We start from the raw sequence: 20,469 nt of genomic DNA, 5'->3' as shown, positions 1-20,469 counted from the left end.
CGCCCGGTGACACCCCGGTAGAATCAGGTGGCACAAGACCCCCGCCCCACCGCCGGAAGGCACCCCGTGTCATCAGCGACTCCCGCTGCCAGCGCCGCCGAGACCGTTCTGGTCGTCGACTTCGGCGCGCAGTACGCCCAGCTCATCGCCCGTCGCGTCCGCGAGGCGCGGGTCTACAGCGAGATCGTGCCGAGCACCATGCCGGTCCAGGAGATGCTCGCGAAGAACCCCGCGGCGATCATCCTCTCCGGCGGCCCCTCGTCGGTGTACGAGAAGGGCGCCCCCCGCCTGGACCGCGAGCTCTTCGAGGCCGGCGTCCCCGTCTTCGGCATGTGCTACGGCTTCCAGCTGATGGCGCAGACCCTCGGCGGCACCGTCGACAACACCGGCGCCCGCGAGTACGGCCGCACCGACCTGCACGTCTCCAAGTCGTCCTCCACCCTCTTCGAGGGCACCCCCGCCGAGCAGGCCGTCTGGATGTCCCACGGCGACGCCTGCTCCGCCGCCCCCGAGGGCTTCTCCGTCACGGCCTCCACGGACGTCGTGCCGGTCGCGGCCTTCGAGAACGACGAGAAGAAGCTCTACGGCGTCCAGTACCACCCCGAGGTGATGCACTCCACGCACGGGCAGCAGGTGCTGGAGCACTTCCTGTACCGGGGCGCGGGTCTCACGCCGAACTGGACGACCGGCAACGTGATCGAGGAGCAGGTCGCCGCCATCCGCGAGCAGGTCGGCGACCGGCGCGCCATCTGCGGGCTGTCCGGCGGTGTGGACTCCGCCGTCGCCGCCGCCCTCGTCCAGAAGGCCATCGGCTCCCAGCTGACCTGCGTGTACGTCGACCACGGCCTGATGCGCAAGGGCGAGACCGAGCAGGTCGAGAAGGACTTCGTGGCCGCGACCGGCGTGCAGCTGAAGGTCGTGGACGCGGAGGAGCGGTTCCTGACCGCTCTGAAGGGCGTCTCGGACCCCGAGGAGAAGCGGAAGATCATCGGCCGGGAGTTCATCCGGGTCTTCGAGCAGGCCCAGGCCGAGATCATCGCCGACCAGGGCCCGGCCGTGGAGTTCCTCGTCCAGGGCACCCTCTACCCGGACGTGGTCGAGTCCGGCGGCGGCACCGGTACCGCCAACATCAAGTCCCACCACAACGTGGGCGGCCTGCCCGAGGACCTCGAGTTCAAGCTGATCGAGCCGCTGCGCAAGCTGTTCAAGGACGAGGTCCGCATGGTCGGCCAGGAGCTCGGCCTGCCGGACGAGATCGTCCAGCGCCAGCCGTTCCCCGGCCCCGGCCTCGGCATCCGCATCGTCGGCGAGGTCACCAAGGAACGCCTGGACCTGCTGCGCGAGGCCGACGCCATCGCCCGCGAGGAGCTGACCGCGGCCGGCCTCGACCGTGACATCTGGCAGTGCCCGGTGGTCCTGCTCGCCGACGTCCGCAGCGTCGGCGTCCAGGGCGACGGCCGCACCTACGGCCACCCGATCGTGCTGCGCCCCGTGTCGTCCGAGGACGCCATGACCGCCGACTGGTCGCGCCTGCCCTACGACGTGCTCGGGCGGATCTCCACCCGGATCACCAACGAGGTGCGGGACGTCAACCGCGTCGTCCTCGACGTGACCTCGAAGCCGCCGGGGACGATCGAGTGGGAGTGACGACCCCTGGCTAGGTGCGCTTGACGGTGCGCAGGGGATTGCCGGGCGTCCAGATCTGGACGACGAGGTACTTGTCGTCCTCGACGTAGGTGCGGACGACCTCCGTCAGCTCGGTGCGGAAGAGGTGGAACGGCTCCGGCGGTTCCACCTCTCGGACGTATCCGGCCTTGGTCTCCACGTCGTCGACCTCGATCGCCCGGCCGCTGATCCGGACGTCGCCGCCGCCCATGCCGGTGCCCTCGCCCGGGTTCGCCTGGAGCGCGAAGCGCGGGTCGCGGCGCAGGTCGAGGGCCTTGAGCGAGCCCGACATCATGCCGAGCCACAGTTCGCCGCCCAGGATCCTCACCTCCAGGCCGCTCGTGCGGGGCGAGCCGTCCTTGCGGAGGGTGGCGAGGACGTGGTGCGTGTAGCCGCCGAAGCGCTTCTCGACGGTGCCGGCCAGGTCGGGTTCGGCGGTGGCGAAGGCCGCCCAGTTCGCTGTCATACGGAGAGTGTGGCGCCGAAACCCGACATCCACTGTCGGCTATTCGTGGGGTACGGGAGACCGAGGCGAAAAGGGGTGCGCACAGGTGCGCACAGGCGCCCGTGGGGCACTCGCCCCATCTTCACGAGATGGTTCTGTTCTTCCCCGCCCGACCGGCGGTAGCTTCCGCCCCGTACGAGGAACCAGCGCTGGAGGACCTATGCACGGGCCCACCCCGCCCCTGCCGCTGCCCACCGACCAACTGCGGTTCGCGATGCCGCCCATGCACGAGTCGGTCGAGGACGAACGCCGGCACCGCAAGGAACGGCTCGCGGGCGCCCTGCGGCTCTTCGGGCGGCTCGGCTACGAGGACGGCGTGTCCGGCCACATCACCGCCCGCGACCCCGAGTACACCGACTGCTTCTGGGTCAACCCGTTCGGAATGCCCTTCCGGCACGTCACCGTGGGCGACCTCGTCCTGGCCAACCAGGACGGTCAGGTCGTCGACGGCGCCTACCACGTCAACCAGGCCGCGTTCACCGTGCACGCGCAGGTCCACGCCGCCCGTCCCGACGTGGTCGCGGTCGCTCACTGCCACTCGGTGCACGGACGGGCGCTCTCGGCCCTCGGTGACCTGCTGGAGCCGATCACGCAGGAGAGCTGCGCCTTCTACGAGGACCACGCCCTCTACGACTCGTACACCGGCGTCGCCGTAGACGCCGAGGAAGGGCGGCGCATCGCCGCCGTGCTCGGCTCCCGCAAGGCGCTCGTGCTGCGCAACCACGGCCTGCTGACCGTCGGCGACTCGGTGGACGCGGCGGCCTGGTGGTTCGTGTCGATGGAACGGTGCTGCCAGGTACAGCTGACCGCCCAGGCCGCCGGGCGGCCGGTCCGGATCGACCATCGGATGGCGGTGGCGACGCGGGAGCAGCTGGGCGGCGACCTGGTGGCGTGGATCAACTACCAGCCGATGTGGCAGGAGGTCAGCCGGAGTGAGCCGGATCTGCTGAACTAGCGCCCCCGCTCCGCGGCCAGGTCAACACGGCGCGCCGAAGTTCACCCATGTTGACCGGAGAGGGCGGACGTGGACCGGGTTGCATAGGGCACAATTCGCTGTCATCGCAGGGGAGTTGCACAGCGGTGTTTCCGGGGTCCGGAAGGCCGACGGTGGTTGGGTCGCGGGAAGGCGGGCGTCGGGCGTGGCGGTGCGCGAGGCGGGACAGAGCGGCGCGGACGCGGGAGCGTACGCGGATGTGGGCGCGGATGCGGGTGCTTATACAGGTCGGTACGCCGGTGGGCGTGCCGGCGGGTACTCAGGTGGGGCTGTGAGCGGCTGGGCGGGCGGGCATGACGGTGCGCACGGGGGCGGGTGCGCCTGTGGGGACTGTCCGCACGGGGCGCGTGAGGGGCACCGGAGGGCCGTCGCCGCGTTCCTGCGCAGGCGCGACGAGTTCGCGGCCGGCCAGGGGCTGCCGGCCGCTGTGGCCCACTCCGCCTCGGCCTCCCGCCAGTGGGTCTCGGAGGAACTGGCGCAGTCCGCGGGACTCGTCGCCGAGCGCGGACGCGCCGAGGGCCAGGCCTGGCTGACCCGGCTGTGGCGCCGCACCACCGGTGTGGTCTGGGCGGCGGTCGTGCTGCTGCTGCTCGGGCAGGCCCTCACGGCGGTCGGTGCGGGCTGGACGGTGGCGCGGACGGCCGGCCTGGCCGCGGCGCTGGTCGTGGCCGGTGCGCTGACGGCGGCGTCGTGGTTCCACCGGGCGAAGGGTGGTGCGCTCGCACCCGTGATCGGTGAGGACAACCGTCTGTCCACCTCCCGTGCGGTCGCCGCGGCATGGGTGCTCTTCGTGGCCTACTCGGTGCTCGTGCTGGCGGGACGGCTGGCCGCCGCCTCCCGGCCCGAGGAGCGCGACACGCTCATCTCCGGGCTGGAACTCGCCCGGGGGGCCGGGGTCGTGACCGTGCTCGCCGTGGTGTGCGGGATCGCCGTCCTCGTGCGGCGGGTGGTCGGGGTGCGGGTGCTGGGGCAACGCCTGCAGAAGGTGCGCGCCGACCGGCCGCGAGCGGCCGACCTGCTGACCGACGACGCGGGGCGCGGCACCTTCGCCGACATCCAGTACGTCGTGATCAGCGGTGCCGCCCTTGTCTTCGCGGCGGTACGACTGGCCCGGAGGCCGGACCAGTTGCCGGACCTGCCGTGGGGGCTGGCGGTGGTGGTCCTGGTGTCGGCCGTGACGTACCTGGCCGGCAAGTACGCGGAGGGCGGCCGACCGGTCATCCTCTCCGTCGTGCGGTCGCGGGAGGCCGGCGACCTGGACGCGCCGATCCGCACGGGCGACGACATCGAGATCCGGGGCGCCGGTTTCGTGCCGCCGGGCGCGCAGGGCGCCGACCGGCTGGCCCGGATGATCGTCCGGGTCGGTGCGGTGCACGTCCACGTGCCGCTGGTGCCTGTCCCCGGCGGCTTCAGCAACCCGACGGACACGCTGCTGACGGTGCCGGTGCCGGCGGACGTGGAGCCGGGGCGGGTGGAGGTGCAGGTGGTCACGGCGGCCGGAGTGGAGACGAACCGGTATGCAGTTGATGTGGCGGACTGACCACTGACGGTCCGGTCGGTCAGCTCGGCACACGCGACGCGACAGGGCAAGTCGGAAAAAAGCCGTCGCAACGGGGTTGAGCCGGTTTCGGTTGTCGTACGTATGGTCTGTTGAGGGGGTCTCGGCACCGGCGGGCGAGAGGCGGCTACCAGCGATGACTCACGGTATGCGAACGGACACGTACACTCCCCACTACCGTGGTGACGGAGGGTGGCGGGATACCGTCGGCCGCTACGCCCTCCTTCCTCTGCGCGTCTTCCTCGGCGTCACCTTCATCTACGCCGGCCTGGACAAACTCACCGACAGCGCCTTCATGAAGGAAGCCGGTCCGGGATCGATCGGCGACATGATGCGTGCCGTCCGCGACTCCTCCGCCATTCCCGCCCTGGTCGACCTCTCCCTGAAAAACCCCGTCGGCTTCGGCTACGCCATCGCCTTCGGCGAACTGGCCGTCGGCATCGGCACCCTGCTCGGTCTGCTCGCCCGACTGGCCGCACTCGGCGGCGCCCTGATCTCCCTCAGCCTGTGGCTGACCGTGAGCTGGGCGTCCGACCCGTACTACTACGGCAACGACCTCGTCTACCTCATGGCCTGGATCCCCCTCGTCCTCGCGGGCGCCCCCCTGCTTTCCCTGGACGCCGCCCTGCGGTCACGACGACGGCAGCGGGCAGCGGATTTCCGGTAGCGGCAACGGGCTGGGTGGTGGGCGGGTCCTGCCGGACGAGCGGGCGGGCGGGCGTGGCGTGGCGTGGCCGGCCGTCAGAAGGTCAGGTCCGGGCCCGGTTCATCGGTGGCCGTGCGGCCCGCCTCGCGCCGCCGGTGTACGCGGCCCGTGACGAACGCCACCGCACCGGCCAGGCACAGCCCGCCCGCGACGAGGGGTATCGCCACGAACCACGGTGTCTCCCAGGCGCCGCCCGCGTCACCGGCGTAGAGGACGCCCACCAGAGTGAGGACCGCGCCCCCGAGCAGCTTTCCGGGCTGGAATTCATGACGCAGCACGGGTCACCTCCGCCTGTCCCATGCCGACCTGGAGGTCCAGGTCGACGGTCCCGGACTTTCTGACGTTCCCGGCGGGGGAGAGGGTTATCTCCTTGTGCCGGCCCGGTTTCACGTCCACGTCCTTCGGGTCGTCACCCGGCAGCTGGAGATCTCCGACCCCTACGTCGACCCTCAGCCGCACGGTCACGTCCTCGGGCACGAGCACCTTCACCCGGCCCACGCCCACCGCCGCCCGGGTCGTCACGGTCTGTTTCCCGGTCAGGTCCAGCCGGGTCAGGTCCAGGGTGCCGACGCCGGTGCCCAGGTCGTACTGGTGCCGTACCTCCGCCACCGCGGCGGGCCGCCAGGTCGTGCGGTTCCACTGTGTGCCGATGTCCTTGGGCAGCGCCGCCGATCCGGCGAGCAGTCCGGCCGTGACGACCGCCAGGAGTATCGAGCCCGCGCCGGTCCGTCCCAGGAAGGCGCTGACCGCTATGCCCAGGCCCAGCACGGTGAGCGAACAGGCCAGGCCGGTCTGCAGGCTGGTGCCGAGCGGGTGTCCGTCCCAGGTGAGGCTCGTGCCCAGGACGCCCGCGAGCATCGCCAGCAGGAAGACCCAGCCTCCGATCCAACGGGGGCCGCGCGGCTTGGGCGGCCGGGCGCGCGGGACGGGCACGTCCTCACGGTCGCCGCGCACGACGCCGCGGCTGATGTTGATGGCTGCCGCGGCATCCACGTCGCGGTAGTCGCGGGGGCCCCACAGGTAGCCCGTGCCCCCGACGGACGCGCCGTCCTTGACGACGGGGTCACGCCACCAGGAGGGGAACGCGGCGGGCACCGGCGGGGCCTGCGGCTCCGGTGGTGCGTCGGCGGCCGCCTGGGCGGCGATGGGGACTCCCCTGCTAGAGCGCGGCCGAGAGCCTGGGTCAGGACCGGGGCCGGGGGCGCCGCGTCGCCGGGACCAGGTGCCGGCGCCGGCGAGGAGGAGGGAGAGGACGACGGCGAAGGCCAGCACCCCGCCGTTGTTCAGCATGGTCAGGAACACCCCGCAGCCGACCAGGGCGAACAGCACGGCGGCCAGTGCCTGGCCGTCGACCCGGCCGGTCAGGAGCCTGCGCACCTCGTTCTCGTCCTCGTCGTCGTACGGGACGAAGAGCCAGGCGAAGCCGTAGAAGAGCAGGCCTATGCCGCCGGTGGCGGAGAGCACCGCGAGGGTGATCCGGAAGATCACCGGGTCCATGTCGCACTGCCGCCCGAGCCCGGCGCAGACGCCGGCCAGGACCTTGAAGCGGCGGTCGCGCCGGAACCTGTGGGGCGGCCCGGGCGGGGTGGCTTCCCCGGCCGGACCGGCCGCGTCGGAACTTCCCCTCCCCTCTCCCGCGGCGGGCGCGGCATCCTGCGGCCCGGCGCCCGGCGTGGGGCGCGGGCCGGAGCCGGGTCCCGGACCCGTCGCGGCGTGCTCGTGATCGGTCATGGGTCCATGGTGACGGGCGCGGTGGCGCGGCGGCAGTCGGAATGACCCTGGCCGGACCCTGATATCGGCCCTGAGGGACCGCTCGGGAAGCGTTCGACGGGCGGGCTCGCGAAGATCAGGGGAGTCTCCGGGGCCGACCCTGATGCTCCCGTCCTCCGGCCGTGTGACCATCAGTGGCATGTCGGAAGCCGCAGCAGCGCCACTCGCCGAACCGCGGCCGCCGCGCAAGCTCTACCGCAGCAGTGACGGACGCTGGCTCGGTGGAGTGGCGCGGGGGCTCGCGGGGCACCTCGGGCTTCCCGTGATCTGGCTGCGGCTCGTCTTCGTCGGCCTCTTCATGGCCGACGGCCTCGGTGCGCTGCTGTACGCCGCGTTCTGGTTCTTCGTCCCGCTCGGAGTCGGCGGGGTCGAGGCGCAGAAGCCGCCGTCGCTGGTCGCCACGGAGACCGCACCGGACGGCCGCCGCAGGCTCGTCGCCCGCAGGCCCGACAAGGGCCAGATCGTGGCCCTGCTCCTCATGGTCGTCGTGGCCATGATCTTCGTGGGCAACGTGAACTTGAGCGGCGGCGCCAGGGCGTACCTCTGGCCGGCGGTGCTGGTCGGCGCGGGTGTCGCCCTGGTCTGGCGACAGGCGGACAACTCCCGCCGGGCCCGCTGGGTCGAGGTCGGCAGCCGCCGGCGCACGGTCACGTTGCTGCGCGCCGTGGGCGGGGTGCTGCTGGTGACGGCCGGGGTCTCCGGCATCTTCGTCATGCAGGGCTCCGTGGCTCACCTCGGCTCCGTGCTGCAGGCGGCTCTCGCGGTCCTCGTCGGCATAACCCTGCTCGCCGGGCCGTATCTGGTGCGCATGACGCAGGACCTCTCCGAGGAGCGGCTGATGCGTATCCGTGCCCAGGAGCGCGCGGAGGTCGCCGCCCATGTGCACGACTCGGTCCTGCACACCCTCACCCTGATCCAGCGCAACGCGGAGAACGCGAACGAGGTGCGCCGCCTCGCCCGCGCCCAGGAGCGCGACCTGCGCACCTGGCTGTACAAACCCGAGGGCACCGGCAAGGACGAGGCCGACGAGCCCAACACGCTCGCCGACGCGGTGCGGCGCAACGCGGCCGAGGTGGAGGACAAGCACGGCGTGCCCATCGAGGTCGTGGTCGTCGGTGACTGCCCGCTCGACGAGGGGATCGGCGCACAGATGCAGGCCGCGCGTGAAGCGATGGTGAACGCCGCCAAGTACGGTGGCGAGGGCGGCGCCGTACAGGTCTATGCCGAGGTCGAGGGGAAGACGGTGTTCGTGTCCGTCCGGGACCGCGGCCCCGGCTTCGACCTCGACTCGATACCCGCCGACCGGATGGGTGTCAGAGAATCGATCATCGGCCGCATGGAGCGCAACGGCGGCACGGCGCGGCTGCGCGCGGTGCCGGACGGCGGCACGGAGGTCGAGCTGGAGATGGAGAGGGCGGAGAAGACGTCATGAGCGACCCGACCGAGGCGAACGGTACGGCGGGACCGGCGGGGGCGGCCGGGCCCGCGGAGTCGGGCGGCGGCACCGGTGGGCGTCGCGTGCGCGTGGTCCTCGTGGACGATCACCGCATGTTCCGTACGGGTGTCCAGGCCGAGATCGGGCAGACCGAGCAGACCGGTGTCGAGGTCGTCGGCGAGGCCGCGGACGTCGACCAGGCGGTCACGGTCATCACCGCGACCCGGCCCGAGGTGGTCCTCCTCGACGTGCATCTGCCCGGGGGCGGCGGTGTGGAAGTGCTGCGCCGTTGTGCCGCGTTGATGGCCGACACCGAGCGGCCCGTCCGCTTCCTCGCCCTGTCCGTGTCGGACGCGGCGGAGGACGTGATCGGCGTGATCCGCGGCGGCGCCCGCGGATACGTCACCAAGACGATCACCGGCACGGATCTCGTCGACTCCGTCTTCCGCGTCCAGGAGGGCGACGCCGTCTTCTCCCCGCGGCTGGCCGGCTTCGTCCTCGACGCCTTCGCCTCCACGGACGCGCCGCCGGTCGACGAGGACCTGGACCGCCTGACCCAGCGCGAGCGCGAGGTGCTGCGGCTCATCGCCCGCGGCTATGCGTACAAGGAGATCGCCAAGCAGCTGTTCATCTCCGTGAAGACGGTCGAGTCGCACGTCTCCGCGGTCCTGCGCAAGCTCCAGCTCTCCAACCGGCACGAGCTGACGCGCTGGGCGACGGCTCGCCGGCTGGTGTGATCCCGGGGCCGTGAGCTACTCGGCCGCGCCGCGAGCGACAACCATCCCGGCTGTTCCGTAGCTGTAGATCCAGTCGAAGCCGTCGTATCCCTCGGTGTCGAGATGCTGCGCTCGGCTGAGCCCGGCGCGTATCGCCACGCGCTGAGAAGCGACGTTGGCTGGTCGAACGCGGGCGATCAGCGGAAGGTCGGGCAGGTGATGGGACGCCCAGGTGACAACTGCGGCTGCGGCTTCACCGGCGAAGCCTCGGCCCCAGGCTGAGGTGGCGAAACGGTAGAAGAGATTCAGGACGGGGGTCTCGTGCAGTTCCATGGGCTTGATTCCGCAGAATCCAAGCTGCTGAGCGGAACCGTGGAGCCGGACAACCCAGTACCCGTAGCCGTACCGCTGCCACTGGTCGTCCCAGCGCTGGTAGAGCGCCTCTGCTTCCTCGAACCGGGTGAGCGCGTCGGACGGGTTGTGGGTACAGGTCTCAGGATCGCGGTGGACGGCGAAGATCGCATCGATATCGGCTGCGGTCGGGCGTCTCAGCAACAGCCGGGCGGTCCGCAGCTCAACGGCTGCCGGGCTCCGGTCACTCATGTCAGACCTCTTCACCGGTGCGGAAGATTCGGTTCAGGTGGTGGTTCAGCACGGTGGTCGCGGACTCCGGGCTTCGCTGGCCGACGAGGATACTGGTGCCGAGTCCCGCAGACATGGCAAACAGGCCGGCTGCCTCCAACCACGGTCCACGCCGGGCTCGAGCAGTGCCGCTTCTTGCGCCTGCCGGAGGAGTTCGGTCAGGGCGTCTTCGGCGGCATCAGGGTTCCCGATGAAGGGCTGGGCTGCGAGCGTCGGGTCGTTCACGGCCAGAATTGCGTAGGGCGTGTAGCGGTTGGGGAAGGTGCGGCTCTCGTCGTCTGTCGGCAGCGCCGCCATCAGCAGCGCCTCGGCCACCGCGCGCGGACCTGGACTGTCCCCGGCGTTCCGTACACGGGCGGACACCCGCTCCCGAATCTCTCCGCCAGACGCTCGAGCCCGAAGAGCAGCAACTTCTCCTTGGTCTGGAGACAGCCCTCAGCCCTCACACCACCCGCGTCGCGCCCACGAACGGCATCTCGTCGAGCGGGGCCACCCGTACGGGGGCGGAGGGGTTCGGGGCGTGGATCATCCGGCCGTTGCCCACGTAGATGCCGACGTGGCTGATGCCGGCGTAGAAGAACACCAGGTCGCCGGGGAGAAGCTCGGAGCGGGAGACGCGGCGGCCGGCGTCGATCTGGGAGTAGGTGGTGCGGGGCAGGGAGACGCCCGCGGAGCGGTACGCGGCCTGGACGAGGCCCGAGCAGTCGAAGGCGTCCGGGCCGGTCGCGCCCCACACATAGGGGCTGCCGAGCTTCTGGTAGGCGTAGGACACGGCGGCGGCCGCGCGGGAGTTGGGTGCCTGCGAGCCGGCGGACCCGGGGGCGGCCAGGCCGTCACGCACAGCCGTCGAGCGTGAGGCGCGGTCCGTGCCCGGCGCGTCGCCGAAGGCGGCACGTTCCTGCACGGTGAGCCGGGACAGCAGCCGGCGTGCGGAGCCCAGCTTGCCGGTGATCGTCTTCTTGTGCCGCCGCAGCTCCGTCTGCCGCGACTTCAGGGAGGTCAGCTCGATGTGCGCGGCGCCGCGCAGCTGCTCGATCTCCCGGAGCTGCTCGCGTACGCCCGCGACGGCGGACCGCTGCCGGTCGCCGGTTCGCTCGACGAACTCGGCGTTCTGCAGGTACCGGTCGGGATCGTCGGAGAGGGCGAGCTGCAGTGCGGGGTCGATGCCACCGGCGCGGTACTGCGCGGCGGCGACGGAACCCAGGGCGTCGCGGGCCGTGTTGAGCCGTTCCTCCTTGCGGGCCGCCCGGTCCTGGAGCGCCGTCAGGCGTTCCCGGGCGTGCTCGGCCTTCTCCTTCGCGCCGTTGTACTTCTCGGTGGCGACCTCCGCCTCCTGGTACAGCTCGTCCACCTTGGCCTTGACCTGACCGGGGGTGAGCTGTGGTTCGGCGTGTCCGGTGCCGTCGAGACCCGTCGCGGTCGCCGCGCCGGCGAGGGCGATCGTGGCGGCCGTACGGGCCGTGTTGCCGCTCGCGGAGCGCCGGCGGGGCTTGCGGTGCGCTGCCACCTAGGGGCCACGTCCTTTCCTCGACCGCCTGTGGTGCGTAGGCCGCCTGGGGAGCGGACGGGCGGCCTGGGCATCCGGCGACGGCCCGCACAGGGGAAGCGGACCGCCGCCGGACCTTCTCGGCGGTGGTGTCCGACTGCCGCCCCTGGCCCGGGCGGCGGTGGGGAGCCGGTCACCTGGGGGAGGACGCTAAACCTCGCCGTGGCGGGGCGGCGGCGGGTGCGCGGAACTGTCCCGAGAGGACCGGCGGTGACCGTATGTGGCCGCGAGTCCGCCCTGGCGGCGTCGGCTTGACTCAGTGTGATGACCGATGCGCCGAATCATGCGCGGGGGACGGCGGCCGGGTGCTATGGGGCGCATATATGTGCATGAGGCGGGCCGGTGTCGGGGGGCGCCGAAGCCCCTCATAGGCTCCGGCCTCATGGACGTACTCATCCACCTCTTCGTCGGCCTTCACATCATCGGTATCGCGTCGCTCCTGGGCGGTTTCCTCACCCAGATGAAGGCGATGGGCGACGGCACCGCCCGCTACACCCCCGCGATGCTGCACGGCGCGCTGACGATGCTGGTCACCGGTGTGATCCTGGTCGGCCTCAACCAGGCCGACGACCAGTCGGTGAACAACATAAAGATCGGTGTGAAGCTGGCCCTGCTGATCGTGATCCTCGGCCTGGTCTATGTGAAACGGGACGACGAGAAGGTGGACAAGGGCCTGTTCGGCCTGGTCGGGGCGCTGACCACGGCCAACGTCTTCATCGCCGTGCTCTGGACCTGACCGGACCGGGCCGGACGCCGGCCCGCACGGCGGTGACCGCCCGGGCGGCGGCACAGAGCCAGCCGGCCACCGCGACCCACAGCAGCGCCTCTCCGGGGCCGTCGAGCCACCCGACGTCGAGGGCGGCCGCGACGGCCAGTGCCGCCACCCCCGAGACGGCCCAGGTGAAGACGGTGGCCCAGCGGCGGATGTCGGTGCGGGGCCGGGGCCACACGAACTCGGCGGCGAGCAGGACGGCGTACCAGGCCAGCGCGAGCACGAGCAGGGTGACGGTCGCGGTGCGCAGGACGCCGAGGGCGTCGTCGTTCCACAGGTACAGACGCGCGCTGTCGGCGGTGAGCAGCTGCGCCCCGGCCAGGGCCGAGAGGGCGAGCGCACCGCCCGCGAGCCAGTGGTCGCCGAGCCCCTCGGCCACCTGCCGCACATCGAAACGGGCCAGGGCGAGGACGTACAGCACGAGCCCCAGCCAGAACAGCACCAGCGCCCCGTGCGCGAGCCAGGCCGCCGACTCGGCCGCGGCGAGAGCGGCGCCGAGCACGGCGAGCCCCTGCGTGGCCACGCAGCGCGCGAACACCGTCCCGGGTCTTCGCCGCTCCCCGTCCTGCGCGGGGAGGGCGAGCGGCACCGGCCAGAGCAGTACCGCCGGCACCAGCAGCGTCGCGGCCAGGGACGGCGAGCCGGCCGCCGAGAAGCCGGTGCCCAGGACGGCCGTCGCGGCGACGGTGGTGAGAGCGGCCGCCGCCATGCTGTCGAGGACGGACGGCATCCGCACCTGGACCCGCCACCTCGCCCCTGCCCGCAGCAGCCGCAGGGTGAAGTCCGCGGCGAGCATCAGCCAGGCCGCGCAGCCCAGACCGAGGAAGACACGGGAGAGGACCTCGTACCCCGCCAGATCCAGACCGACGGTCAGCGTGCAGGTCGCCAGCGCGGCGGCACTGGCCGCCGGCGCACGCTGTTCCCACCAGGTGGCGAAGGAGGAGGGGGCGGGCATGGGGCCGATGCTAGGAGGCACCGCGCGCGTTCCGAGCGGGGCACGCGCGCGGTGCACCCGAAAAACGCGCGAGCGCCCCTACGCGCGCGTGCACCTCATCCGGGGACGAGATCCGGGGACGAGACCTTTCAGGCCGGCCGCACCACGCTGTGGATCGACGACTCGCCGTCGTAGTAGACCGACTCCTCGCGGACGTAGGTGCCGGGCTTCGGGGCGTGGATCATCATGCCGTTGCCGATGTAGATCCCGACGTGGGTGACGTCGTCGTAGAAGAAGACCAGATCACCGGGGAGCGCCTGGGATATGGGGACGGTGGTGCCGGCGTTGACCTGGTCGTAGGTGGTGCGCGGCAGGGTGACACCCGCGGCCTTCCAGGCGGCCTGGGTGAGGCCGGAGCAGTCGTAGGAGCCGGGGCCGACGGCGCCCCACACGTACGGCTTGCCGATCTGGGCACGGGCGAAGGCGAGCGCCTTTTCGGCCTTGGTGGCGTAAGAGGAGTCGGCCGGGGCCGATGACGAGGCGGACGAGCCCGAAGGCGAGGAGGAGCCGCTCTCCTGCTGCTGGGCGGCCTCGGCCTGCGCCTGCTGCTGCTCGGCCTGCGCCTGCTGCTCGGCCTGCTGGCGGGCCAGCTCGGCGGCCTTGCGGGCCGCCTCCTCCTGCTTCTCCTTCTCGATCGCCGCGAGCCGTGCCTTCTCCTCGGCGGTCAGCTTCGACAGCAACTCGCGCGCGTCGGCGAGTTTCCGCTGGACGGTGGCCTTGGCCGTCTTCAGGTCGCCCTGCGACTCGGTGAGCGTCTCGAGGCTCTCGGCGGCCTCCTGACGCATCTCCATCGTCTCGGCCTGCTGCGTGACGTAGTCGTCGACGGCGACCTTCTGACGGCCGGTCATCCGGTCCATCAGCTGGGTCTGGTCGAAGTAGTCCTGCGGGGTGTCCGCGAGCAGGAACGTCGCGGTGTCCGGGGCGGAGGCGCCGGTGCGGTACTGGGCGGCGGCGAAGGAACCCAGCTCCTCCCGCGCCTCGTTGAGCTTCTGCGTGCGCTGGGCCACGTCGTCGAGGAGGGTGTCGACGCGCTTGCGCTGCTTCGCGGTCTTCTCCTTGGCCGCGTTGTACTTCTCGGTCGCCGACCCGGCCTGGCGGTACAGGTCACCGACCTTCTTCTCGACTTCCTCGAGGCTGGGCTTGTCGTCGGCCTCGGGGGCGGCGTTGGCCGACTGGGACAGCAGTGCCACGGAGGTGAGGGCCGCCGTTGCCAGGGCGGGGGTCCGTATGCCTGCCACGCGCGAACCCGTAGGACGCGACTTGCGGTGCGACGCCAAGGGAGGCGACTCCTTCCATGTTCCGCCTACCGGGTTAGCTGTCGGGTTCGGGCGGGTGGTTCGGAAGGGTTGCCCTACGGCCGTGTCCCGAAGGGAGTCGGGCCGATTCACCCCAAGGTCTCGGTTGGGTCCCCGGCTCCGGCTGCCGCTGCGGCACGCCGGACTCGGCGGAGACCGCGCGGCCCGGCGACGTTCGCCGGTGGGGGTCGTGCGGTCTGCCCGCACGGTAGCCAACTCGTGTGGCCCCTGTGAAGGTTGATGGGTGAAATGTCCGATACATTTCCGTGACCTTCTCCTGGAGCGTCACCGAGGGTGATCATTCGAGAAGAGTTGATCACGAATCGTCCGTGATTGTGATGGTCGTTGCGGGGTGTGACAGTCCGATTCTGCGTAGTGACGAGGGTCTTGTTCGGCGATGTTCTCAGGGCGGCGGCGAGCTGTCAGTGGGGCGCCCTAGACTCGGAGAGCGATGAGCAGCCTCTTTGACGACAACTTCCTGGCGAGCCTCCAGGCCCAGCGGGGCCCCGCGGACGAGCCCCCGCCGCCACCCGAGGACGATCACGTTCCGGAGCCGATCCCGGACGATCTGTTCGGCGGGAAGTTCGACGTGCCGCCGGACCGGGACGCCCACTACCGCGACGGCGCCCCGCGCCCGGTGGTGGACACCGCCGCCCTCCTGGAGGGGCTGAACGACAACCAGCGCGCCGCCGTCGTCCACTCCGGTTCCCCGCTGCTCATCGTGGCCGGCGCCGGCTCCGGCAAGACCCGTGTGCTCACGCACCGCATCGCCCACCTGCTCGCCGAACGGGACGTGCACCCGGGCCAGATCCTCGCGATCACCTTCACCAACAAGGCCGCGGGCGAGATGAAGGAGCGCGTCGAGCAGCTCGTCGGCCCGCGCGCGAACGCGATGTGGGTGATGACCTTCCACAGCGCGTGCGTGCGCATCCTGCGCCGGGAGAGCAAGAAGCTCGGCTTCACGTCGTCCTTCTCGATCTACGACGCCGCCGACTCCAAGCGCCTGATGGCCCTGGTCTGCCGCGACCTGGACCTCGACCCCAAGCGTTTCCCGCCCAAGTCGTTCAGCGCCAAGATCAGCAACCTGAAGAACGAGCTGATCGACGAGGAGGACTTCGCGGCCCAGGCCACGGACGGCTTCGAGAAGACCCTCGCCCAGGCCTACGCGATGTACCAGTCGCGCCTGCGCGAGGCGAACGCCCTCGACTTCGACGACCTGATCATGACGACGGTCAACCTGCTGCGCGCCTTCCCCGACGTCGCCGAGCACTACCGCCGCCGCTTCCGCCATGTGCTGGTGGACGAGTACCAGGACACCAACCACGCGCAGTACGCCCTCGTCCGCGAGCTCGTCGGCACCTCCGAGCACCCGGTCGACGTCCCGCCCGGCCCGGACGACGTGCCGCCCGCCGAGCTGTGCGTGGTGGGCGACGCCGACCAGTCGATCTACGCCTTCCGCGGTGCGACGATCCGCAACATCCTCCAGTTCGAGGAGGACTACCCGGACGCGACGACGATCCTGCTCGAGCAGAACTACCGCTCCACGCAGACCATCCTGAGCGCGGCCAACGCCGTCATCGAGCGCAACGAGTCCCGCCGCCCCAAGAACCTGTGGACCAACGCGGGCACGGGCGCGCAGATCACCGGGTACGTCGCCGACACCGAGCACGACGAGGCGCAGTTCGTCGCCGACGAGATAGACCGCCTGACCGACGCGGGCGAGGCGAAAGCCGGCGACGTCGCCGTCTTCTACCGCACCAACGCCCAGTCCCGTGTCTTCGAAGAGGTCTTCATCCGCGTCGGCCTGCCCTACAAGGTCGTCGGCGGAGTCCGCTTCTACGAGCGCAAGGAGGTCCGGGACGTCCTGGCCTACCTGCGCGTGCTCGCCAATCCGGAGGACTCGGTGCCGCTGCGCCGGATCCTCAACGTCCCCAAGCGGGGCATCGGCGACCGGGCCGAGGCGATGATCGACGCCCTCTCCCAGCGCGAGAAGATCAGCTTCCCGCAGGCGCTGAAGCGCGTCGACGAGGCGTACGGCATGGCCGCGCGCTCCACCAACGCCGTCAAGCGGTTCAACACGCTGATGGAGGACCTCCGCACGATCGTCGAGTCCGGCGCCGGACCGGCCACCGTGCTCGAGGCCGTCCTGGAACGCACCGGGTACCTCGCCGAGCTGCAGGCCTCCACCGACCCGCAGGACGAGACCCGGATCGAGAACCTCCAGGAGCTCGCCGCCGTCGCCATGGAGTTCGAGCAGGAGCGCGGCGAGGGGGAGCAGGGCACGCTGGCCGACTTCCTCGAACAGGTCGCGCTGGTCGCCGACTCCGACCAGATCCCCGACGAGGAGGACGGCGACGGCGTCATCACGCTGATGACCCTGCACACCGCCAAGGGCCTCGAGTTCCCCGTCGTCTTCCTCACCGGCATGGAGGACGGCGTCTTCCCGCACATGCGCGCCCTCGGCCAGACCAAGGAGCTGGAGGAGGAGCGGCGCCTCGCGTACGTCGGCATCACGCGTGCCCGGGAGCGGCTGTATCTGACGCGGTCGACGATGCGCAGTGCCTGGGGCCAGCCGTCGTACAACCCGCCCTCCCGGTTCCTGGAGGAGATTCCGCCCACCCATGTGGAGTGGAAGCGGACGGGAGCGACCACCCCGGCGTCCTCCGGGCCGGTCTCGGCGGTGGCGGCTTCGCTGTCGTCGTCCCGTTCGCGTTCGTCGGCGTCGGGCGCGTCCGGGTTCGCCACCCGCCGGACCGCCGAGAAGCCGGTCGTGGCGCTGGCCGTCGGGGACCGGGTCACTCACGACCAGTTCGGTCTCGGGACGGTCGTCGCCGTCAAGGGCACGGGTGCGAACGCCGAGGCGACGATCGACTTCGGAGACACCAAGCCGAAGCGGCTGCTGCTGCGGTACGCGCCGGTGGAGAAGCTCTAGCGAGGAGGGCGGCCGGCCCCCGCTCGCGCGAGCGGCGGGGGCGCCGTGACGCTACCTCGGGTCGATGCCGTGGCTGAGCAGCCACGGGAGCGGGTCGATCGGCGAGCCGCCGGCCGGGCGTACCTCGAAATGCAGATGAGGACCGGTCGAGTTGCCGGAGTTTCCGGAGCGCGCGATCGGATCGCCGGCCTTCACGGTCGTGCCGGAGGGGACCGTGTAGGTGGAGAGGTGGCAGTACCACGTCTCCGTGCCGTCCTTCGCGGTCAGGATCAGCATGTTGCCGTACGCGCTGTTCCACTGGGTGCGGACGGTGCCGTCGGTCGCGGCCATCACGGTCGTGCCGTACGAGACGGGGAAGTCGATGCCGGTGTGCAGGGACATCCAGTTGATACCGGACTGGCCGTACTGTGCGCTGAGTCCGTGACGGGCGACCGGCAGGGCGAACTTCGGGCGCAGCCGCTCCTTGCGGGCCGCCTCCTCCGCCGCCCGCTTCCGCTCGGCCGCCTGCTGGGCCTTGAGGTCGATGCGCTCCTGGGTCCGGCTGGCCCGGTCGGCGAAGTCATCGGCGCCGGCGGCGAGGCTCTGCAGCTGGGTGTCGAGCTTGTTGTTGGCGGCGGCCGGTTTGACCGGCTCCGCGTCCGCCGCGGTCGTCTGCGCCTCCGCGGCACCGTCGTCGGTGAGGCTGCCGACGGAGGCGGCGGCGATGCCCGCGACGCCCATCACGCACGCGGAGGGCACCGCGATGGTCATCAGTGCCGAGCGCTTGGGGGGCGTACGGCGACGGGAACGGGACCCGGCGCGCGAGGCCGCCCGGGAGGGCGCGGGCGGGGCGCTCTCCTCCTGGCCGTCCAGGAGCGGGGCCACGGTGGGCAGTTCACCGGTGCCGGCGGGCTCACCGCCGTCCATGCCGGCGTCCATGCCGACGTCGTGGAAGGCGGCCCCGGTGGAGTCGTCGAACGCGACCTGCTCGAACGTCGAGGTCTCGTGCCGGCCGAAGGATTCGGCGTGCTGCTCGTACGCCTCGGGGGCCGGTGCGGCGGTGCCGTCGGCATTCCACTGCGTGGCGTCGTAGGTACCGGTGTCGAGGGTCTGGGTACCCCATTCCCAGTGCTGGGTATGGTCGGCCGGGTCGCCCGACTGGTCGGGCAGGTGCCAGGCGCCGGTGTCCCACTGCCCGGTCGCGTCCGGGGAGGTGGCCTGCGGCGGGATGACCGGGAGCGGCTGCCCGGTCGTCCAGCTCGTCGTGTCGTACACACCCGTGTCGTAGACGGCGGCGTGGTGCTGGGCCGCGTACGCGTCGTAGTGCGGGTTCTCGTGGGTGCCGGTGGGCCAGTGGCCGGTGTCGTAGGTGCCCGTGTCGTGGTGGCCGCTGTCCGGCATGTCGCCGAAGAGGGGGTCGGTCGCGAAAGTGGCGGTGGCGTGACCGGTAGGGCCGAAACCGGCGCCGTCGGTGCCGGTGGCGTCAAAACCGGTGGCGGCGTAGTCGCCGTACGTGGTGAGGTCGCCGTACTGGGCTTCCTGGGTGCCGTACGACGCATAGTGCGCCGAGTCGGCGTCGGAAGCCGAAGCCGGGGGCAGGGTCCCCGACGGGTGACGGTCGTTCACCAACTTCTCTTTCGCCTCGACAACAGGGGCTGCCAGAGCAGTGCGGCGACTGTACCCGGCGGTACGCGGGCACGACAATCTTCGGCAGGTTTCGCCCACGCAGGAAACGGGCAATCGGCCGTGTTTTGGCGGACTGCGGGCGCGGGTTTGGCCTTGTGTTCGAAGTTTGTTCGAGGCTGAATGGGGCTACGGCGCGGTGCGTCGGTTGTATGAGGAGTCGGCGGGCCGGGGAGTGGCCGGTTTCAGGCCACGGTCAGGCCGTCGGCGCGGCCGGCGGACGGTTCGCCCGCGCGGGCCGTGTCGAGGACCTGTCGTATTCCGTTGGCGACGGTGGGGTGTACCGGCAGTGCGAGATGGCCGATGCCGGTCACCCGCACGTTCTGGGCCGTCAGATCGGGATGGTCGATACGGGCCGTCTCCACGGGGTCCATCACGGTGTCCAGGTCGCTCCAGAAGCCGACGAAGTGCGTCCGGCAGCCCGGGGCCGGTCGTGTGAGCTCCTCGAGCACCGGTGAGCCGGGGCGCATCTGGCGCACGATGGGGTGCGCGTCGGCCAGCGGCGCTACTCGGGTGCCGGAGTGCGGCGTGCCGAGCGTCACCAGGGTCCGGACGCGGGCGTCGCCGCCGAGGCGCTGTACGTAGTAACGCGCTATCAGGCCGCCGAGGCTGTGCCCGACGACATCCACCTGCTCGGCCCCGGTGCGTTCGCAGACCTCCTCGATGTGCCGGCCGAACGACTCGGCCGCGGCGCGTATGTCGCAGGTCAGTGGCGAGTAGTTGAGCGACTCGATCTGCTGCCTGCCGTGCTGGGCGAGACTGCGGCGCAGCAGGACGAAGACCGAGCGGTTGTCGATGAAGCCGTGCAGCAGGACGACCGGGGGCTTGGCCTCCCTGGGCAGTTGGGCGGCGCCGTCAGGCGGCAGTGCGGGGGCGGGGACCCGTCGCTCCTGTGTGATGCCGGAGGGATAGAGGAGGAGATGCCCGGCCAGGATCGCGATCTCCAGGGCGGTGGCCTTCAGCAGCGCCACGGAGAGTCCCGCCAGCCGGCTGGGCAGCAGGCGCCGGCAGGACGGAAGAAAGGGCAGAGCGACCCCGGTGACCTTCATGGCCGACCTCCTGTCGGCACGCGGGAGGACGACCGCCCCCCGGGTGCCCTCGTGGAAAGCAACTGCGAAGACGGCCGGCGACAACCGCGTGAGCTCCGTGAGCCGCGGGGACGGAGCGCGACGTGGGGCCGGTGTGACGTCAGTGCTGCGACGGGACTCCCCGTCGCAGCGACGACGAAGCTCCCCGCTGGTGCGCCGTGCCTGCCCTGCGTGCTGTGCGTGCCCTGC

General features: G+C 71.3%; 17 protein-coding genes, 1 pseudogene and 1 riboswitch. Of the genes and pseudogenes, 8 read left to right on the top strand and 10 right to left on the bottom strand.

The window, feature by feature from the left end:
- The first annotated feature begins 66 nt into the window (after positions 1 to 66).
- Positions 67 to 1,647 (top strand): glutamine-hydrolyzing GMP synthase, encoded by a 1,581-nt coding sequence (guaA, locus tag IE97_RS0107820; protein WP_030233589.1) that lies wholly within the window; start codon positions 67 to 69, stop codon positions 1,645 to 1,647.
- Between the two features lie 10 nt (positions 1,648 to 1,657).
- Here guaA and IE97_RS0107815 read toward each other — a convergent pair whose 3' ends face one another.
- Positions 1,658 to 2,131: a pyridoxamine 5'-phosphate oxidase family protein gene (locus tag IE97_RS0107815; protein WP_030233585.1), complete on the bottom strand. Its 474-nt coding sequence runs from the start codon at positions 2,129 to 2,131 to the stop codon at positions 1,658 to 1,660.
- Between the two features lie 199 nt (positions 2,132 to 2,330).
- Between IE97_RS0107815 and IE97_RS0107810 the strand changes: the two genes are divergently transcribed.
- The 3 genes from IE97_RS0107810 to IE97_RS0107800 all read left to right on the top strand — a co-directional run bounded on the left by IE97_RS0107810 (position 2,331) and on the right by IE97_RS0107800 (position 5,389).
- A complete protein-coding gene (locus IE97_RS0107810) occupies positions 2,331 to 3,125 on the top strand; it encodes a class II aldolase/adducin family protein (protein ID WP_030233580.1) in 795 nt (264 codons plus the stop codon).
- Between the two features lie 310 nt (positions 3,126 to 3,435).
- Positions 3,436 to 4,704, top strand: coding sequence for a hypothetical protein (locus IE97_RS0107805; RefSeq protein WP_030233577.1), 1,269 nt, complete (start codon positions 3,436 to 3,438; stop codon positions 4,702 to 4,704).
- A gap of 154 nt (positions 4,705 to 4,858) precedes the next feature.
- The gene (locus tag IE97_RS0107800; protein WP_030233574.1) at positions 4,859 to 5,389 is read left to right on the top strand and encodes a DoxX family membrane protein; all 531 of its coding nucleotides are present in this window, start codon (positions 4,859 to 4,861) and stop codon (positions 5,387 to 5,389) included.
- Between the two features lie 74 nt (positions 5,390 to 5,463).
- Here IE97_RS0107800 and IE97_RS0107795 read toward each other — a convergent pair whose 3' ends face one another.
- On the bottom strand, positions 5,464 to 5,706 hold the full coding sequence (locus tag IE97_RS0107795) for a hypothetical protein (protein ID WP_030233571.1): 243 nt from the start codon (positions 5,704 to 5,706) through the stop codon (positions 5,464 to 5,466).
- A complete protein-coding gene (locus IE97_RS0107790) occupies positions 5,693 to 7,159 on the bottom strand; it encodes a PspC domain-containing protein (protein WP_030233568.1) in 1,467 nt (488 codons plus the stop codon). The genes IE97_RS0107795 and IE97_RS0107790 overlap by 14 nt, the downstream gene beginning before the upstream one ends.
- A gap of 178 nt (positions 7,160 to 7,337) precedes the next feature.
- Between IE97_RS0107790 and IE97_RS0107785 the strand changes: the two genes are divergently transcribed.
- Positions 7,338 to 8,630 (top strand): ATP-binding protein, encoded by a 1,293-nt coding sequence (locus IE97_RS0107785; RefSeq protein ID WP_030233563.1) that lies wholly within the window; start codon positions 7,338 to 7,340, stop codon positions 8,628 to 8,630.
- The gene (locus tag IE97_RS0107780; protein WP_030233559.1) at positions 8,627 to 9,370 is read left to right on the top strand and encodes a LuxR C-terminal-related transcriptional regulator; all 744 of its coding nucleotides are present in this window, start codon (positions 8,627 to 8,629) and stop codon (positions 9,368 to 9,370) included. Before IE97_RS0107785 ends, IE97_RS0107780 begins: the two co-directional genes overlap by 4 nt.
- A 15-nt stretch (positions 9,371 to 9,385) precedes the next feature.
- On the opposite strand, the gene IE97_RS0107775 is transcribed toward IE97_RS0107780, so the two are convergent.
- From IE97_RS0107775 to IE97_RS0107765, 3 genes and pseudogenes are all read right to left on the bottom strand, one after another.
- Positions 9,386 to 9,952 (bottom strand): GNAT family N-acetyltransferase, encoded by a 567-nt coding sequence (locus IE97_RS0107775; protein WP_030894699.1) that lies wholly within the window; start codon positions 9,950 to 9,952, stop codon positions 9,386 to 9,388.
- A gap of 1 nt (position 9,953) precedes the next feature.
- Positions 9,954 to 10,416, bottom strand: a pseudogene (locus IE97_RS38275) (TetR family transcriptional regulator C-terminal domain-containing protein); the annotation flags it as partial.
- 17 nt (positions 10,417 to 10,433) lie between these two features.
- Positions 10,434 to 11,498 (bottom strand): C40 family peptidase, encoded by a 1,065-nt coding sequence (locus IE97_RS0107765; RefSeq protein ID WP_030233551.1) that lies wholly within the window; start codon positions 11,496 to 11,498, stop codon positions 10,434 to 10,436.
- Between the two features lie 421 nt (positions 11,499 to 11,919).
- On the opposite strand from IE97_RS0107765, the gene IE97_RS0107760 reads away from it, so the two are divergent.
- Complete coding sequence (locus IE97_RS0107760; protein ID WP_030233547.1) at positions 11,920 to 12,273, top strand: hypothetical protein; 354 nt, start codon at positions 11,920 to 11,922, stop codon at positions 12,271 to 12,273.
- Here IE97_RS0107760 and IE97_RS0107755 read toward each other — a convergent pair.
- Positions 12,251 to 13,264, bottom strand: coding sequence for a membrane protein (locus IE97_RS0107755; RefSeq protein ID WP_030233544.1), 1,014 nt, complete (start codon positions 13,262 to 13,264; stop codon positions 12,251 to 12,253). The genes IE97_RS0107760 and IE97_RS0107755 overlap by 23 nt on opposite strands.
- A 128-nt stretch (positions 13,265 to 13,392) precedes the next feature.
- Entirely contained in the window at positions 13,393 to 14,580 is a 1,188-nt protein-coding gene (locus IE97_RS0107750) for a C40 family peptidase (protein ID WP_030233541.1), read from the bottom strand.
- Between the two features lie 8 nt (positions 14,581 to 14,588).
- Positions 14,589 to 14,760: riboswitch (cyclic di-AMP (ydaO/yuaA leader) on the bottom strand.
- A gap of 289 nt (positions 14,761 to 15,049) precedes the next feature.
- On the opposite strand from IE97_RS0107750, the gene pcrA reads away from it, so the two are divergent.
- Complete coding sequence (gene pcrA, locus IE97_RS0107745; RefSeq protein WP_030233536.1) at positions 15,050 to 17,530, top strand: DNA helicase PcrA; 2,481 nt, start codon at positions 15,050 to 15,052, stop codon at positions 17,528 to 17,530.
- Positions 17,531 to 17,581: 51 nt separating this feature from the next.
- On the opposite strand, the gene IE97_RS0107740 is transcribed toward pcrA, so the two are convergent.
- Positions 17,582 to 19,135: a M23 family metallopeptidase gene (locus IE97_RS0107740; protein ID WP_030233532.1), complete on the bottom strand. Its 1,554-nt coding sequence runs from the start codon at positions 19,133 to 19,135 to the stop codon at positions 17,582 to 17,584.
- Between the two features lie 242 nt (positions 19,136 to 19,377).
- Positions 19,378 to 20,241 carry an esterase/lipase family protein gene (locus tag IE97_RS0107735; protein ID WP_030233529.1) on the bottom strand — a complete coding sequence of 288 codons (864 nt, stop codon included), beginning with the start codon at positions 20,239 to 20,241 and terminating at the stop codon, positions 19,378 to 19,380.
- Positions 20,242 to 20,469: the final 228 nt, after the last annotated feature.

Origin of the sequence: Streptomyces sp. NRRL S-455 (assembly GCF_000717875.1) — a bacterium.
Taxonomy (GTDB): domain Bacteria; phylum Actinomycetota; class Actinomycetes; order Streptomycetales; family Streptomycetaceae; genus Streptomyces.
The sequence above is the reverse complement of the archived record's forward strand: the minus strand, read 5'-3'. Positions and strand labels throughout refer to the sequence as shown.

Bases quoted from the DNA above. Each gene is read 5' to 3' on its own strand.
- IE97_RS0107815 (WP_030233585.1), bottom strand. From the start codon at position 2,131: ATGACAGCGAACTGGGCGGCCTTCGCCACCGCCGAACCCGACCTGGCC.
- IE97_RS0107810 (WP_030233580.1), top strand. From the start codon at position 2,331: ATGCACGGGCCCACCCCGCCCCTGCCGCTGCCCACCGACCAACTGCGG.
- IE97_RS0107800 (WP_030233574.1), top strand. From the start codon at position 4,859: ATGACTCACGGTATGCGAACGGACACGTACACTCCCCACTACCGTGGT.
- IE97_RS0107790 (WP_030233568.1), bottom strand. From the start codon at position 7,159: ATGACCGATCACGAGCACGCCGCGACGGGTCCGGGACCCGGCTCCGGC.
- IE97_RS0107785 (WP_030233563.1), top strand. From the start codon at position 7,338: ATGTCGGAAGCCGCAGCAGCGCCACTCGCCGAACCGCGGCCGCCGCGC.
- IE97_RS0107780 (WP_030233559.1), top strand. From the start codon at position 8,627: ATGAGCGACCCGACCGAGGCGAACGGTACGGCGGGACCGGCGGGGGCG.
- IE97_RS0107775 (WP_030894699.1), bottom strand. From the start codon at position 9,952: ATGAGTGACCGGAGCCCGGCAGCCGTTGAGCTGCGGACCGCCCGGCTG.
- IE97_RS0107760 (WP_030233547.1), top strand. From the start codon at position 11,920: ATGGACGTACTCATCCACCTCTTCGTCGGCCTTCACATCATCGGTATC.
- IE97_RS0107755 (WP_030233544.1), bottom strand. From the start codon at position 13,264: ATGCCCGCCCCCTCCTCCTTCGCCACCTGGTGGGAACAGCGTGCGCCG.
- pcrA (WP_030233536.1), top strand. From the start codon at position 15,050: ATGAGCAGCCTCTTTGACGACAACTTCCTGGCGAGCCTCCAGGCCCAG.
- IE97_RS0107735 (WP_030233529.1), bottom strand. From the start codon at position 20,241: ATGAAGGTCACCGGGGTCGCTCTGCCCTTTCTTCCGTCCTGCCGGCGC.